This is a genomic window from Haladaptatus sp. HS23 (assembly GCF_056892285.1).
Map to the genome: position 1 here is coordinate 257,810 of NZ_JBXGLH010000001.1, position 14,099 is coordinate 271,908.

At 62.6% G+C, this 14,099-nt stretch carries 12 protein-coding genes; 4 read left to right on the plus strand and 8 right to left on the minus strand.

Going from position 1 to position 14,099, the window contains the following annotated elements:
- Window positions 1-66 precede the first annotated feature (66 nt).
- Window positions 67-1,542, plus strand: coding sequence for a replication factor C large subunit (locus AC1XDK_RS01395; RefSeq protein WP_483347989.1), 1,476 nt, complete (start codon window positions 67-69; stop codon window positions 1,540-1,542).
- Window positions 1,543-1,625: 83 nt separating this feature from the next.
- Here the strand turns inward: AC1XDK_RS01395 and AC1XDK_RS01400 are convergent, their stop codons facing one another.
- From AC1XDK_RS01400 to AC1XDK_RS01425, 6 genes are all read right to left on the minus strand, one after another.
- A complete protein-coding gene (locus AC1XDK_RS01400; RefSeq protein WP_483347990.1) occupies window positions 1,626-2,171 on the minus strand; it encodes a GNAT family N-acetyltransferase in 546 nt (181 codons plus the stop codon).
- Between the two features lie 66 nt (window positions 2,172-2,237).
- Window positions 2,238-3,905: a Na+/H+ antiporter NhaC family protein gene (locus tag AC1XDK_RS01405; protein WP_483347991.1), complete on the minus strand. Its 1,668-nt coding sequence runs from the start codon at window positions 3,903-3,905 to the stop codon at window positions 2,238-2,240.
- A 74-nt stretch (window positions 3,906-3,979) separates the two neighbouring features.
- Entirely contained in the window at window positions 3,980-4,723 is a 744-nt protein-coding gene (locus AC1XDK_RS01410) for an amino acid ABC transporter ATP-binding protein (protein ID WP_483347992.1), read from the minus strand.
- On the minus strand, window positions 4,720-5,550 hold the full coding sequence (locus AC1XDK_RS01415) for an amino acid ABC transporter permease (RefSeq protein WP_483347993.1): 831 nt from the start codon (window positions 5,548-5,550) through the stop codon (window positions 4,720-4,722). The genes AC1XDK_RS01410 and AC1XDK_RS01415 overlap by 4 nt, the downstream gene beginning before the upstream one ends.
- A gap of 18 nt (window positions 5,551-5,568) precedes the next feature.
- Window positions 5,569-6,396: a transporter substrate-binding domain-containing protein gene (locus tag AC1XDK_RS01420; RefSeq protein WP_483347994.1), complete on the minus strand. Its 828-nt coding sequence runs from the start codon at window positions 6,394-6,396 to the stop codon at window positions 5,569-5,571.
- Between the two features lie 178 nt (window positions 6,397-6,574).
- Window positions 6,575-7,054 (minus strand): COX15/CtaA family protein, encoded by a 480-nt coding sequence (locus AC1XDK_RS01425; protein WP_483347995.1) that lies wholly within the window; start codon window positions 7,052-7,054, stop codon window positions 6,575-6,577.
- A gap of 334 nt (window positions 7,055-7,388) precedes the next feature.
- Between AC1XDK_RS01425 and AC1XDK_RS01430 the strand changes: the two genes are divergently transcribed.
- Both AC1XDK_RS01430 and AC1XDK_RS01435 read left to right on the plus strand, forming a co-directional pair.
- Window positions 7,389-8,468, plus strand: a complete 1,080-nt coding sequence (locus AC1XDK_RS01430; RefSeq protein WP_483347996.1) for a M24 family metallopeptidase — start codon at window positions 7,389-7,391, stop codon at window positions 8,466-8,468.
- Between the two features lie 72 nt (window positions 8,469-8,540).
- Window positions 8,541-10,796, plus strand: coding sequence for an NADP-dependent malic enzyme (locus tag AC1XDK_RS01435; protein ID WP_483347997.1), 2,256 nt, complete (start codon window positions 8,541-8,543; stop codon window positions 10,794-10,796).
- A 220-nt stretch (window positions 10,797-11,016) separates the two neighbouring features.
- Here AC1XDK_RS01435 and AC1XDK_RS01440 read toward each other — a convergent pair whose 3' ends face one another.
- Both AC1XDK_RS01440 and AC1XDK_RS01445 read right to left on the minus strand, forming a co-directional pair.
- A complete protein-coding gene (locus AC1XDK_RS01440; protein ID WP_483347998.1) occupies window positions 11,017-11,421 on the minus strand; it encodes a hypothetical protein in 405 nt (134 codons plus the stop codon).
- A gap of 259 nt (window positions 11,422-11,680) precedes the next feature.
- On the minus strand, window positions 11,681-12,316 hold the full coding sequence (locus AC1XDK_RS01445; RefSeq protein ID WP_483347999.1) for a reverse transcriptase-like protein: 636 nt from the start codon (window positions 12,314-12,316) through the stop codon (window positions 11,681-11,683).
- Between the two features lie 130 nt (window positions 12,317-12,446).
- Between AC1XDK_RS01445 and AC1XDK_RS01450 the strand changes: the two genes are divergently transcribed.
- On the plus strand, window positions 12,447-14,075 hold the full coding sequence (locus AC1XDK_RS01450; protein WP_483348000.1) for an ABC transporter substrate-binding protein: 1,629 nt from the start codon (window positions 12,447-12,449) through the stop codon (window positions 14,073-14,075).
- The last annotated feature ends 24 nt before the right edge of the window (window positions 14,076-14,099 follow it).

Sequence of the window (14,099 nt, forward strand, 5' to 3'; positions counted from 1 at the left end):
GCCCGGTCGATTGCCCGGTAGACAACCGTATCGTTAAGTTCCGCGAACGCCGAGTGTGGACCAGTAATGACCGACTGGACGGAGAAATATCGCCCGACCACGCTGTCGGAGGTTCGGGGGAACAACAAGGCCCGGGACAACCTTCGCGAGTGGGCCGAGACGTGGGAGGACCACGGAGATGCCGTCATCCTCCACGGCAGTCCCGGCGTCGGAAAGACCTCGGCAGCCCACGCGCTGGCGAACGACATGGGCTGGCCGACCATCGAGTTGAACGCCAGCGACCAGCGGACCGGCGACGTGGTAAAGCAAATCGCCGGCGAGGCGGCCAAAAGCGGGACCCTCACCGGCGGAACGGCGGGGCGGCGCATCGTCATCATGGACGAGGCGGACAACCTGACGCACAACGCCGACCGAGGTGGCTCGCGGGCCATCACGGACGTGGTGAAGTCGGCGAACCAGCCGCTCATCCTCATCGCGAACGAGTTCTACGACATGTCGAACTCGCTCCGGAACGCCTGTGAGACCATCGAGTTTCGGAACGTGTCGGCGCGGAGCATCGTGCCCGCCCTCCGCGACATCTGCCGACAGGAGGGCATCGAGTACGAGTCCGAAGCGTTGGAGGCCATCGCCGAAAACGACAGCGGCGACCTGCGCTCGGCGGTGAACGACTTGCAGGCCGTCGCCACCACGGGCGGACGACTGACCCGCGACGACGTGGTGACTGGCGAGCGCGACACGACGAACGGCATCTTCGACTTCCTCGACGACCTCATCAAGAAACAGGACGCCGAGGGCGCGCTGAAGGCCTCCTACGACGTGGACGAGACGCCCGACAACATGCTGAACTGGATAGAGGACAACCTCCCGAAGGATTACGAGGGGCGGGAACTCGCCGACGCCTACGGCTACATGGCGAACGCGGACCGCTGGCTGGGGCGGGTGCGGGCGACGCAGAACTACAAATACTGGCGCTACGCGAGCGACAACATGACGGCCGGAGTGGCCGCCTCTCGGCGGGGAAGCAAGGGTGGCTGGACGCGCTACGGACCGCCGAGTTACTGGCGCAAACTCGGCAGTTCGCGGGGCAAGCGCAACACCCGCGACTACATCGCCCGGAAGATAGCCGAGGAGAGCGGCATCAGCATGAGTACGGCGCGACGCGAGGTCATCCCGTTCCTCTCGGCGATGACCCACCACTGCAAGAACCGGGAGTTGACGGTGACGATGGCGGCGCAGTACGATTTGGAGGAGAAACACGTCGCGTTCATCACCGGGAGCGGGAAGACCACGAACAAGGTGCAGGGAATCGTCGAGGACGCGGAGGAGTCCAAAGCGGCGGCGGCCGTCGATAACTCCGGCGGCGCGTTCGAGGAGTTCGTGTCGGAGGGGGACGAGGCGGAAACCGACGAATCGAGCGCGGACGACGAAACCGACGAGGACGTAGCGGACGCGGAGGAATCGGAGACGGACGCGGAACCCGAATCGGCGAGTACGGAGGAACAATCGGACGATGGGCAGTCCGGTCTCGGTGACTTCTTCTGAACGGTCCGTTTCTCGAAGTCGTCGCAACCGTCGAGAAGAGATTCGTTCCCGCGGCGGGAGCCATGCCCGCAGTTCGAATTCGTTCAGGGACGGTACCGCTCCTCGCGAAGGAGGCCGTACCGAACCATATCACACCACTCCCCATCGACGAAGGACGCGTCCCGTGACACGCCCTCTTCCACGAACCCGACCCGCTTCAGGACTCGTTTCGACGCTTCGTTTGTCGTCAACGCGGATGCGGTGATTCGATGGAGGCCGAGTTCGGAAAAGCCGTACTCGACCATGCACTCGGCGGCGTCGGTGGCGTAGCCGTTTCGCCACTCATCCGGCGTTATCCAGTAGCCGAGTTCGGCGTCCCGCGTGACATGCACCCACGGGTGTTCGCGGATTAGGCGGACGAATCCGACGGGCGCGCCGTCCACGCAGACGAGCAGGCCGATGGAGTCGTCGTTGCGACCCATCGTCCCGCCGAGTCGCCGTCGCGCCCAGTCCTCGTCGGCGGGACGATGTGCGTGTCGGGTCGCCCGTACGTGCGGGTCGTTTTGGTTTTCGCGGAGGAAGGTGATGTCCTCGTCCGTCGCGGGGCGAAGCGTGACGGGGTCGTTTTCCAGAAAGACGGAACCGGGCATGTCGATCGTGTTTTCACTCGGCAGTTATCAAACTACCCGAGAAAGAGCCCCTTGGAACAATCGAGGTCAGTACGGGAAGATACGGAAGCCCTGCGGGAGGAAGAACCCGAGGAGGAAGAACAACGTCGCCGCGATGGTGGCACAGATGACCGCGTAGGGTATCTGCGTTCTGACGTGGACGAGATGGTCGCTCCCGCTGGTCGACGACGCTAAAACGGTGGTGTCGCTGATCGGCGAACTGTGGTCGCCGAAGATGCCGCCGCTGAACACCGCGCCCATGACGAGCGGGAGGTTCGCGCCGGTGGTGAAGGCGATGGGCATCGCGATGGGGAACATGATGCCGTAGGTGGACCACGAACTGCCATCCGAGAAACTCACCATGCTGGTGATGAGGAACAGCGAGACGGGGACGAACTCCGGCGGCACGCCGGAGAAGTTGCTGGTGACGAACGAGGAGATGTCGAGGATGGTCACGGCGTTCTGGATGGAACTGGCGAACATGAGGATGACCGCGGCGAGCAGGATGCCCTTGAATCCGCGCGTCATCGCCTCCGTCGCGTCCTTGTTGCTCGGGATGTCGCCTTTCGCACGGTAGAGGACGAACGCGACGACCAATGCCGAAAAGGACGCGAGGCCGAGGCTTACCCCGCCGATGTTGAACGCCCATTTTCCGCCGTTCGGGAGCACGAGCCGATAGCCGCCGACGGAGAACAGGGTGGTCATCGACGGCGCGGTGAGGACGGGACTGCTCCGCCAGAACATCGCGCCGAGGCCGACGAGAATCATCGTGGCGATGGGGATGGCGAAGTTGCGCCAGTCGGGCGTGGCCGTCTCGGCCATCTCGTACTCGTCTATCTCGCGGGATATCATCGGGTCGTGGTCGTCGGCGACGACGCCGCCGCCGTTTCGCGCCCGCGACTCCTCACGACCCATGCCCATGATGTTGGGAACGACCTGCCACGCGACCAGCGCGGCGAGGATGAGCGCGACCCACGAGTAGAAGCCGAAGAAGATGCTGTTGAAGAAGAGCGGCCATATCTGGTTCGTCACCGCGTGGGCGTTGTCGCCCTGTCCGGCGACGTACTGGCTCATTCCGTCCGGGAGTTTGTCCTGCTTCTGGGCCTGCACGAGCGCCTTGCCAATGAAACCGATGAGCGCCGCTCCCCACGTCGAATAGAACGCGAGGCGGGCGGCGGGACTCCCCGCCGAATCGACGTAGTAGGCCAACTTCGCCCGCGAGACGTCGTACTTGTCCGTCAGCGGGCGCATCATCGACCCGACCACCAAGCAGTTGAAGTAGTCGTCGATGTGGATGATGATGCCCGCGAGGAACGCCGCCTTCTCGGCGTCCGCCGCGGAGTCGGTTCGTGCGGTGAGCGCTTCGAGGACGCCCCGAAGCGCCCCCGACCGAATCATCAGTCCTATCATCCCGCCGATGGCGAAGATGGCGAGCAGGACGTTTTCGACGTACCATGAATCGGAGAAGAGCGGCGCGGTGGCGATTATCTCCGGGACGTGTTTCAGGCCGAACACGGCACCGAGAACCGTGCCCGCGGTGCTGCCGACCATACTCCCCGGAACCCCGGCGGAGGCGGGTTTCAACGCCCCGTAGACGACGCCAGCGCTGGCGATACCGCAGAAGAGACCGATTATCGCGTCGCGTGAATACCACGCGAGACTGATGGCGACCAGCGCCGGAACCACCGACCAGACTCCGGCATGAATCGTATCCATACCCTTGTTCCCGAGCAGTCGAACTAATGGGTTTTGGGCGGTTACGCGACAGACGGTGGACGAAAGAAAACTACTCAGTGGACGCGTTCGAGGAACCGTTTCGCGCGGTCGGTCTCCGGGTGGGCGAAGAAGTCGGTGGGCCGCCCCGACTCCACGATTCGTCCCTCCGACATGAGGATGACCCTGTCGCCAACCTCGCGGGCGAAGCCCATCTCGTGGGTGACGACGAGCATCGTCATCCCCTCCTCGGCCAGATTGCGCATCACTTCGAGCACCTCGCCGACGAGTTCGGGGTCGAGCGCGCTCGTCACCTCGTCGAACAGCATGACGCTCGGGTCCATCGCCAGCGCGCGGGCGATGGCGACGCGCTGTTGTTGCCCGCCCGATAACTGGTTCGGATACTTCTCGGCTTGGTCCGAGAGGCCGACGCGGTCCAGCATCGCCGTCGCCCACTTCTTCGCTTCCTTCTCCTCGAATCCCTTGACGACCTGTGGCCCGAGCGCGACGTTCTCCAGCGCGGTCTTGTGCGGGAAGAGGTTGAAGCTCTGGAACACCATGCCGATATGCTGTCGCAGGTGATTCACGTCCACCTCGGGGTCGGATATCGACTCGCCCTCGATGCGGATGTCGCCGTCCTGTATCTCCTCCAAGCGGTTCGTACACCGCAACAGGGTCGATTTGCCGCTCCCGCTCGGCCCGACGATGACGACGACTTCGCCGTCGTCCACCGAGAGCGAGACGTCCTTCAGGACGTGCGTCTCGCCGAAGTACTTGTCAACCGACTCGTACTCGACTTCCGGAACGCCGGGAACGCTCATCGTTCCGTCCCCCACATGGAGCGTGACTCCATCGTTCGGACGAGTTTGCCGAGCGGAACCGTGATGACGAGGTACGCGACGGACACCACGACGATGGGCGTCCACGCGTCGAACGTCGCGCTGTTCACGTTCCGGAAGACGCTGATGAGTTCCGGAATCGCCAGCACGGTCAGCAACGAGGTGTCCTTGACGAGGATGATGAGGTCGTTACCGATGGCCGCGAGCGCGTTCCGCCACGCCTGCGGCAGGATGACGTAGCGCATCGAGTCGATGTACGACATGCCGAGCGACCGCGCCGCCTCCGACTGCCCGCCCGATACCGAGTTGATACCGCCTTTGACCGCCTCGCCGATGTAGGCGGTGTGGTTCAGCGTCAACCCGATGATGGCCGCGGCGAAACTCCAGTTCTTGAGCGGAAACGTGCTGTTCGTCCAGAGCGCCGGCACGCCGAGGTAGACGACGAACAACTGGAACAGCAGCGGCGTTCCGCGGAAGAACTCCACGTACAGCGTGGCGATTCGCTGAGTGAATCCCGTCTGGGAGACGCGACCCAATCCGACCATCACGCCGAAGATGAGCGAAAGCACGCCCGAGATGACGATTATCTGTAGGACGAGAAACAGCGCATCGATGAACTGCGGAAGAATCGTCACGAGCAACTGGTAGTCCACGAACTGCGTCAGAATCAACAGCATGAAGAACAGGACGCCGAGCGTGAACACGCCTGCGATGGCGATTCCGAGCCATCGGACCCGACGGTCCGTCAGCCAACTCTCCTCGCCGTCGGTCGGACGTTCGACACCTCGTTCGGTGTAGGTCTCTGCCATGAGGGACTCCTGCGGCGCTTAGCCGCTGGTCGTTCCCCCTGGCATCTGGAAGTATTTGTTGTACAGTTCGTCGTACGTTCCGTTCTTGCGGATGGTCGAGAGCGCGCCGTTGACCTGCTTTCTGAGTTGGTCGTCGTTCTTTCGGAAGGCGATGCCGTAGTCCTCCACGGTGAGCGTGAGATAGGGCGGTGCGCTCTCCTTTCCCTGCCTCTCCGCGGCCCCCTTCCCCTTCAGGAACGTCACTTGGTCGTTCTGCTGTGCGAAGGCCGCGTTGACCGTGTTGTCGTTGACGACCGCGGCGGCCTGATTGTTCCCCAGCGCCGAGAAGGCGTCGGGAATCTGGTCGTAGCTGTCGATGGTCAGATCGCCGCCGAACTGCTTTTTCAACTCCTGTGCGGCGGCTTCACCCGTCGTCCCCTTCTGGACGGCGACCGTCTGACCCTTCAAGTCCTGTAGTTTCGTGATGCCGCTGTCTTTCAGGACGAGGACGGTCTGGTACGCCGTGAAGTACGGGTTCGAGAAATCGACCTGCTTCGCTCGCTCCGGCGTGATGGTCATCGCGCTCATGATGACCCGGAAGTTCCCGTTGTTCAAACTCGGGATGATGGTGTCGAAGCTCGTCTGGACGAACTCGTAGTTTCGGTCGAGTTGGCCCTCGAAAATCGCGTTCGCGATGTCAACGTCGAAGCCGACGAGGTCGCCGGTCGTGGTTCTGTATTCGAACGGGCGATACGGGATGTCGGAACCGATTCTGATGGTGCCGCCGTTCTGTGCGCTCGCGTTACCCGCGAACGTCAGGCCGGCGACAGCTCCGCCGGTCCCCCTGAGAAAGGTCCGTCTGTGCATTATGGTTCTCCCCACCACTACATAGTCAAACAGCCTATAGAAGGCTACTATCGGTTGTTGACCGTATTTCAGTAAAAATTTTCGCCGCGGTTCGTTGGTCGTTCACCCACGAACCATTGGTCGTTCGCCGATGGTTCGTTAGTCGTTCGCCGACAGTTCGTTGGTCGTTTACCGCTCGTCAGTCGTCCGACGGATAGCCGCCGGGCGAATCCGCGGCGGGGGCCGTCGCCCGGTGTGGTTCCTCGTACGCCCACAGCGTCGTCGCAAGGAGCGACGAGAATATCACCATCGCGGCGGCGTGGTGGGCCGTCTGCACGAGTGGACCGTAGATGAGGACGGTCGCACCGCCCAACAACACCTGCACCGGCAGGACGACCAGCGCGAGGGTCGCCGCGGCGCGGATTCGCGTGCTGTCGTAGTACTTCCACGCGCCGATGGTGGTGCCGAGGATGAAAAAGCCGGTCACCATGGCGACGAGTCGGTGGAACCACTCGATGAAACTCGGAATCGTTTGCGGAATCAGTCCGCCGTCACAGAACGGCCACTGCTGACTGCACGAGAGCCCCGCACCCATCGCGGCGGTGTACACGCCGAGCAGGATGAGGGCGAACGTCAGTGCCGTCGTGAACGCGGCGAAGCGTCGAAATCGTGACCCCATCAGTTACACACCTCGGGGTGGTCGTCTCCTATCACAGTAATCCCCTTTCTCGGGAGTTGGAAAGCGGCCTACTTAGGTCTGTCCGACTTTCCCGCGGACTGGGAGCGGGAGAAAAACCGTCCATCGGAACGTCGTTTCGACGAGGAAAGGGCGGAAGGTTTCAGGGGGAGCCAGAGGGCGGAGAGGACACCACCGCGGGCGAAACCGGGTCGGCATCCGAACCTTCATGTATGTAAGTAATAAGTTTTGTGGAACGATAATGTCGCGTTCGGAACGACAACCGCGAACGGGCCCAAGCACGCGTTTAATGGGGTGCGGTCACCATACGTCGTATATGACGAAACGAGACCGCCTCGATGGACTGCTCGCAGACCGTGACCTCGAATCCGTCTGGTTCGCGCGCCCGAACTCGTTCGCATGGCTCACGGGCGGAAACAACGTCGTGGACCGCGAGGGCGACGTGGGAGTCGCGGCAGTCGGCTACGACGGCGATACGCTCCGCGTCGTCACGGATTCCATCGAGGCGGCGCGCCTCCGCGAGGAGGAACTCCCGGATGACGTTCCAGTCGAGGAGTATCCGTGGTACGAGTCGTCGCTCGGCGAGGCCGTCGCGGAGCGCGCGACGACGCCCGCCGCGGCGGATTTCGACGTGCCGGGATTCGAGTCGGTGGACGCCTCGCCGCTTCGGGAACCGCTCACCGACGAGGACGCGGACGACTACCGGGAACTGGGTGCGGAGACGGCCGCGGCGGTCGAAGCCATCTGTAGAGAGTTGGAGTCCGACGACACGGAACGGGAAATCGTGTCGGCTGTTCGCGGCGCGCTCTCCGCACGCGGCATCGAGACGCCCGTGGCGCTCGTCGGTGGGAGCGAACGGGCACAGAAGTACCGTCACTATACGCCGACCGAGGCGAAGTTGGGCGACTACGCGCACGTCTCCGTGACCGCGGAACGGGGCGGCTTGCACGCGAGTTGTACGCGAACCGTCGCGTTCGACGCGCCGGACTGGCTCGCGGAGCGACACCGAGCAGCGGCAATCGTGGAGACCACGGCGCTCGCGGCGACCCGGCAGATAGCTGCCTTCGACGGGCAGGCGAAGGACGTGTTCGAGGCGATTCGAGCGGCCTACGAACACGTCGGCTACGCGGACGAGTGGAAGCTCCACCATCAGGGTGGTGCGGCGGGGTACGCCGGACGGGAGTGGATAGCCACGCCAACGACGGACGACGAAATTCGGCTGCCGATGGCCTACGCGTGGAACCCGACCGTGCAGGGTGCAAAGAGTGAGGACACAGTTCTCGTCGGGGAAAGCGGAATGGAAATCCTCACGGAGACGGGGAACTGGCCGACGGAATCCGTGATGGCGTTCGACTACGAGGGCGCGCTCCCGCGTCCTGCGGTACTCGAACTCTGATTTCGACGGACGTCGAAGGTAAATTCGACGCATTGGGATACCTTTTTACAGGCGGGCGAAAACGTACCCGGCATGGGACTCGACGAGGATTCACTCGACTACCACCGGAGCGACCCACCGGGGAAGATAGAGATTTCGACGACGAAACCGACGAACACGCAGCGCGATTTGAGTCTCGCTTACTCCCCCGGCGTGGCCACCCCCTGTAACGAAATCGCCGAGGACGCCGGAAAGGCGTACTCGTACACCGCGAAGGGGAACCTCGTCGCCGTCGTTTCGAACGGCAGTGCCGTTCTCGGCCTCGGGGACATCGGTGCACAGGCGTCGAAACCCGTGATGGAGGGGAAAGGCGTCCTCTTCAAGCGGTTCGCCGACATCGACGTATTCGACATCGAACTCGACCAGCAGGACCCGGACGACATCGTTCGAACCGTGAGCGCGATGGAACCCACCTTCGGCGGCGTCAACCTCGAGGACATCAAAGCGCCGGAGTGCTTCGAAATAGAGGAGCGCCTGCGCGAGGAGATGGACATCCCCGTCTTCCACGACGACCAACACGGCACCGCCATCATCAGCGGGGCCGCCCTCCTCAACGCGGCGGAGATAACCGACAAGGACCTGAGCGACCTGAAAATCGTCTTCTCCGGCGCTGGCGCGAGCGCCATCGCCACCGCTCGCTTTTACGTCTCTCTCGGCGCGCGAAAGGAGAACATCCTGATGTGTGACTCCTCGGGAATCATCACCGAAAACCGCGTCCGGAACGGCGAGGTCAACGAGTTCAAGACCGAGTTCGCCCGCGACGTGCCGGAAGGCGACCTCGAAACCGCGATGGAAGGGGCTGACGTGTTCGTCGGCCTCTCCGTCGGCGGCATCGTCAGTCAGGATATGGTGCGGTCGATGGCCGCGGACCCCATCATCTTCGCCATGGCGAACCCCGACCCCGAAATCCGCTACGAGGATGCCAAGGAGGCCCGCGACGACACGGTCATCGTGGCGACAGGGCGTTCGGACTACCCCAACATGGTTAACAACGTCCTCGGCTTCCCGTTCATCTTCCGCGGCGCGCTCGACGTTCGCGCGAGCGATATCAACGAGAAGATGAAGGTCGCCGCCGCACGCGCGCTGGCGAAACTCGCAAAGAAGGACGTGCCGGACGCCGTCGTCAAAGCCTACGGCGACCAACCGCTCCAGTTCGGGGCCGACTACATCATCCCGAAACCGCTCGACCCGCGCGTGCTGTTCGAAGTCGCGCCCGCCGTCGCGGAGGCGGCGATGGAAACCGGCGTGGCCCGAAGCGAACTCGACCCTGAAGAGTACGTCGAGACGCTCGAAGCGCGCCTCGGCAAATCCCGCGAGATGATGCGCGTCGTCCTGAACAAGGCTAAGAGCGACCCCAAGCGCGTCGCCCTCGCAGAGGGGACGGATAGGAAGATGATTCGCGCGGCGTACCAGATGCGCGAGGAGGGAATCGCGGACCCCGTCCTCATCGGCGACCGCGAGGAGATCGGGACGAACGTCGACGACCTCGGCCTCGATTTCGACCCCAACATCGTGGACCCGGAGAACGGCGACAACGAGGAGTACGCCGACCGACTCTACGAACTGCGCGGCCGGAAGGGTATCACCCACAGCGAGGCGGGCGAACTCATCGAGAAGGACTCGAACTACTTCGGCAGCGTGATGGTCGAACGTGGCGACGCGGACGCCATGTTGACGGGGCTGACTCACCACTACCCGTCGGCGCTCCGCCCGCCGCTCCAAGTCATCGGCACCGCGCCGGACGTCAACTACGCCGCCGGCGTGTACATGCTCACGTTCAAGAACCGCGTCGTCTTCTGTGCCGACGCGACAGTCAATCAGGCACCCGACGAGGACGTGCTGTCGGAAGTGACGAAACAGACCGCAAAACTCGCCCGACGGTTCAACGTCGAACCGCGCGCGGCACTCCTCTCGTACTCGAACTTCGGAAGCGTAGACAACGAGGGAACGCGCAAGCCGCGCAAGGCCTCCAAGATGCTCCGCGAGGACCCCGACGTGGACTTCCCGGTGGACGGCGAGATGCAGGCCGACACCGCAGTCGTCGAGGAAATCCTGAACGGAACGTACGAGTTCTCGGAGTTGGACCAACCCGCGAACGTCCTCGTCTTCCCGAACCTCGAAGCGGGCAACATCGGCTACAAACTCCTCCAGCGTCTCGGCGGCGCGGAAGCCATCGGCCCCATGCTCGTCGGCATGGACAAACCCGTCCACGTCCTCCAGCGCGGCGACGAAGTCAAGGACATCGTGAATCTGGCTGGTGTAGCGGTCGTAGACGCACAGCAAGAGTAATCACCGCGAGCGACGCGAGGCGCTCCGCGCCTCGACAGTGAACGGCGACGGAACGGAGCCGTGAACCGAGCGAGCGGGTCTTCTTTGGTCCTCTTCGTGAGCGACTGAAAGGAGCGAACGAACGGCTCGTCAGCGCTTCGCTCTGTCGGTGCAGATTTTTTGCGCGAGTGGTGCCCGCAGTGCCGGAGGCACGAGGACACCCGAGCGTAAAAAAGGTGGCTTAGCGGATGCTCGTCTCCGTCACCTCTTTTTCCTCCTCGCCGACCGAGTACAACCGCTTCACCGGGACGACGGTGTGCATCTTCGCCACGCCGCCCTCGTGTCGTCGCCACTTCGTCGAATCGTGGAGGATGTACTGCCGCGGGGCGCGCGCCTTCAGTTCGGCGACCAACTCCGCAAAGTGTTCCGCGTCGAACCGTCCGTCGGGAACGAAATCGGTATCCACGACCAGCGAATCCCGGCGCGGAACCCGGTCGAGTCTGCCCTCGCAGACGCGTTCGAACTCGGTCGCCAACACGGGGAGGTCGGTGTCCAGCGGGAGTTTGACGTACGCCTGCCTGTAGTCGGGTCGATTCGTCTTTCGCTTCCAGTACCGCGAGATCCAATTCGTTATCCGCGTGCCCATTCGCGTGCCACCTTGGATTAACCACTCAAACGGGGATAGTAGTCGTTTCGCTGTCTCTATCTTCCTGATTCGTGAGCAATTCTAGCGGCCGACTGAACGAAATCGGACGGCGAAGTTCCGTCGGGTATCGAACCTAAATTTCAGTTGTCATAATTCGCCTATCGACCCGTCTCGGAGACGACTCGGTTCGGGCGAGCGGACCGGTCGGTACCTCCGCAACCGAGTCGTCGCTCGGGAAACAGAGGACGAAGTACGGTCGTTAGCCCCGTGCGTGCCTGTCGGCGCGTGACGGCGGCGGAATCTGCGTCTCGCTCGACCCCGACGCGTCGGGGAGGAGACACCGCTCGGGTTCGCGGTTGACGTGGACGTACTGGTCGGGCGCGTTCGCCAGCGGATGGGCGGGATTCTGCTCGCTTCGAATCCGTGCGGCCCGGAGTTCTCCGAACCCGGCGATTCTGGCGCGGATGCCCCGCCAGTGGTGTTTACCCGCGAGCGGAACCGAGAACGGTTTCGGCGGTCGGCAGTCCGTCCGATTGTGAGCGAGGACGGCGTTGTTGACGTTGGCGGCCAGTTGGTCGTGGTCTACCAGCACGCCGACCCGTGCGTTTTTCGGTGCGCGGACGGCCAATACGTCGAGTCCGAGGTGGAGCGCTCGGTACTCGGCCACGTTGTTGTCGGGAACGTCACCGTCCGGGACGGAGAGACGGGCGACGCGCCTGCCGTCGCGTGTTTCGATGATGACGCCGAGTCCACCGGCACCGGAGTCCCGGTCGAACGACCCGTCGCTCGTGACGTAGAAATCACGGTGATGGGTGTGGGGTGGGTGGGCGATGTGTGGAGTGGGCGACTCATCGAACAGGTCTCGTAATGAGGGATGACGGCCGTTAACGGCCATATCACGGGGTTCGACGTCGAATTACATAAATCTGCGGTTGAATTCGACAGAAAATGCAATGATAGAATAGAATACGGGTTATGTTGTCCAATACCACAGATATATATGCGATTGCCCGCCATGTCAGGGTATGCCCGACGAGAGACTAAATCGGCGCACGTATTTGAAGTTTGCAGGAGGCGCAGCGGCATCGGCCGCCCTCGCAGGTTGCACCGGTGGCGGGAACGACAATCAGAACCAAGACGGCACCGGAACCAGTGACGGTCAGACGTCGACGACCGAGAGCGACGGGAGCGACGGTGGAAACCCGACGGGGGACTTCCCGGCGACCATCACGCAGGGACAGATGGCGTCCACGCTCGACCCGCAAAACCACCGGGAGACGACCACGGACAACGTCGTCCTACAGGCCTACGAGGGTCTGCTCTCGCGTGACGCAGAAGGGAAAATCATCCAGCAGTTAGCGACGAAGTACGAGCGGAGCGGCGACAAGACGGTCAAATTCACCATTCGCGAAGGGGTGAAGTTCCACAACGGCGATACCCTGACCGCGGAGGACGTCGCCTTCAGCATCAATCGTATCGTGAAGTCCGGCGTCGGCGGACTCGAAAGCCCGCAGAGCGACCAGCTTTCGGGTGTGAAGAGTGCAAAAGCCATGGACGGTGCGGTGGAAGTCACGTCCGACGGCGTGAACCCTATCGTGTTCGCCCTTTTCGCGTCCTACGGCGACATCATGCAGAAGTCGTGGGTGGAAAACCACGACAAGAACTACATCGCGAAGCACATGAACGGGACCGGCCCGTTCAAGCTCAAGAACTACACGGAGGACGTGAAGGTCGTCTTCGAACGCAACGACGACTACTGGAAGGACCCGGCCTCAGTTTCGGAGCTCACGTTCAACGCGGCGAAAGAGTCCAGCACGCGCGTGAACCAACTCGTCAACGGCGAGACGGACATCATCGTCAACGTTCCGCCGCAGGACGCGGGACGTGTGAAAGGGAACTCGAAATCCCGACTCGCGGCGGTCCCGAGTACGCGCATCATCTACAACGCGATGCGGTACGACGTGAAGCCGTTCGACAGTCCGAAGTTTAGGCAGGCGATGAACTACGCCATCGACCTCCCGAGCATCGTCAAGAACGTGCTTTCGGGCTTCGCCGACCAAACCGGTCAGCCCACGTTGAAGGAGTTCACCGGCTACAACTCGAACGCCAAGCCGTACCCGACGAACAAGAAGAAGGCGGAGTCGTTAGTCGAAGAGAGCGGCAACGCGGGAGCGACGATCACCCTTCACACGCCCGTCGGACGCTATCTGAAGGATTTGGAAATCGCACAGGCGGTGGCCCAGCAGATAAACCAACTCAAGAACGTCAACTGCTCGGTGAAACAGCGTGACTTCAACTCGCTCGCCGGGGAGTTGACCGACGGCGACATCGAAACGGGGCCGCACTTCTACCTCATCGGTTGGGGTAACGCGACGTTCGACGCGAGCCAAACCATCATCCCGCTTCTCACGACCGACGGAGCGTTGACCTCCTACAGCAACGAGAAGGTAGACAAACTGATGAAGGAGGCACAAAACATGCCGGACGGGGACAAGCGAACCTCGAAACTCAAGGAGGTGAACAAGGTCCTCCACGACCAAGCTCCGTGGATTTACCTCAACCAGCAGTACAGCGTGTACGGCGTTAGTGAGCGTCTCAAATGGAAGGCTCGGACGGACGAACGCATCGACGCATACGCCATCTCTCCAAAGTAGATGAGATTGCAATCGATGGGGTGT

Excerpts from the sequence above, each read along its gene's own strand:
- AC1XDK_RS01400 (WP_483347990.1), bottom strand. The coding sequence starts at position 2,171 with ATGCCCGGTTCCGTCTTTCTGGAAAACGACCCCGTCACGCTTCGCCCC.
- AC1XDK_RS01430 (WP_483347996.1), top strand. The coding sequence starts at position 7,389 with ATGACGAAACGAGACCGCCTCGATGGACTGCTCGCAGACCGTGACCTC.
- AC1XDK_RS01435 (WP_483347997.1), top strand. The coding sequence starts at position 8,541 with ATGGGACTCGACGAGGATTCACTCGACTACCACCGGAGCGACCCACCG.
- AC1XDK_RS01415 (WP_483347993.1), bottom strand. The coding sequence starts at position 5,550 with ATGGCAGAGACCTACACCGAACGAGGTGTCGAACGTCCGACCGACGGC.
- AC1XDK_RS01405 (WP_483347991.1), bottom strand. The coding sequence starts at position 3,905 with ATGGATACGATTCATGCCGGAGTCTGGTCGGTGGTTCCGGCGCTGGTC.
- AC1XDK_RS01450 (WP_483348000.1), top strand. The coding sequence starts at position 12,447 with ATGCCCGACGAGAGACTAAATCGGCGCACGTATTTGAAGTTTGCAGGA.
- AC1XDK_RS01410 (WP_483347992.1), bottom strand. The coding sequence starts at position 4,723 with ATGAGCGTTCCCGGCGTTCCGGAAGTCGAGTACGAGTCGGTTGACAAG.
- AC1XDK_RS01395 (WP_483347989.1), top strand. The coding sequence starts at position 67 with ATGACCGACTGGACGGAGAAATATCGCCCGACCACGCTGTCGGAGGTT.
- AC1XDK_RS01425 (WP_483347995.1), bottom strand. The coding sequence starts at position 7,054 with ATGGGGTCACGATTTCGACGCTTCGCCGCGTTCACGACGGCACTGACG.
- AC1XDK_RS01445 (WP_483347999.1), bottom strand. The coding sequence starts at position 12,316 with ATGGCCGTTAACGGCCGTCATCCCTCATTACGAGACCTGTTCGATGAG.
- AC1XDK_RS01420 (WP_483347994.1), bottom strand. The coding sequence starts at position 6,396 with ATGCACAGACGGACCTTTCTCAGGGGGACCGGCGGAGCTGTCGCCGGC.
- AC1XDK_RS01440 (WP_483347998.1), bottom strand. The coding sequence starts at position 11,421 with ATGGGCACGCGGATAACGAATTGGATCTCGCGGTACTGGAAGCGAAAG.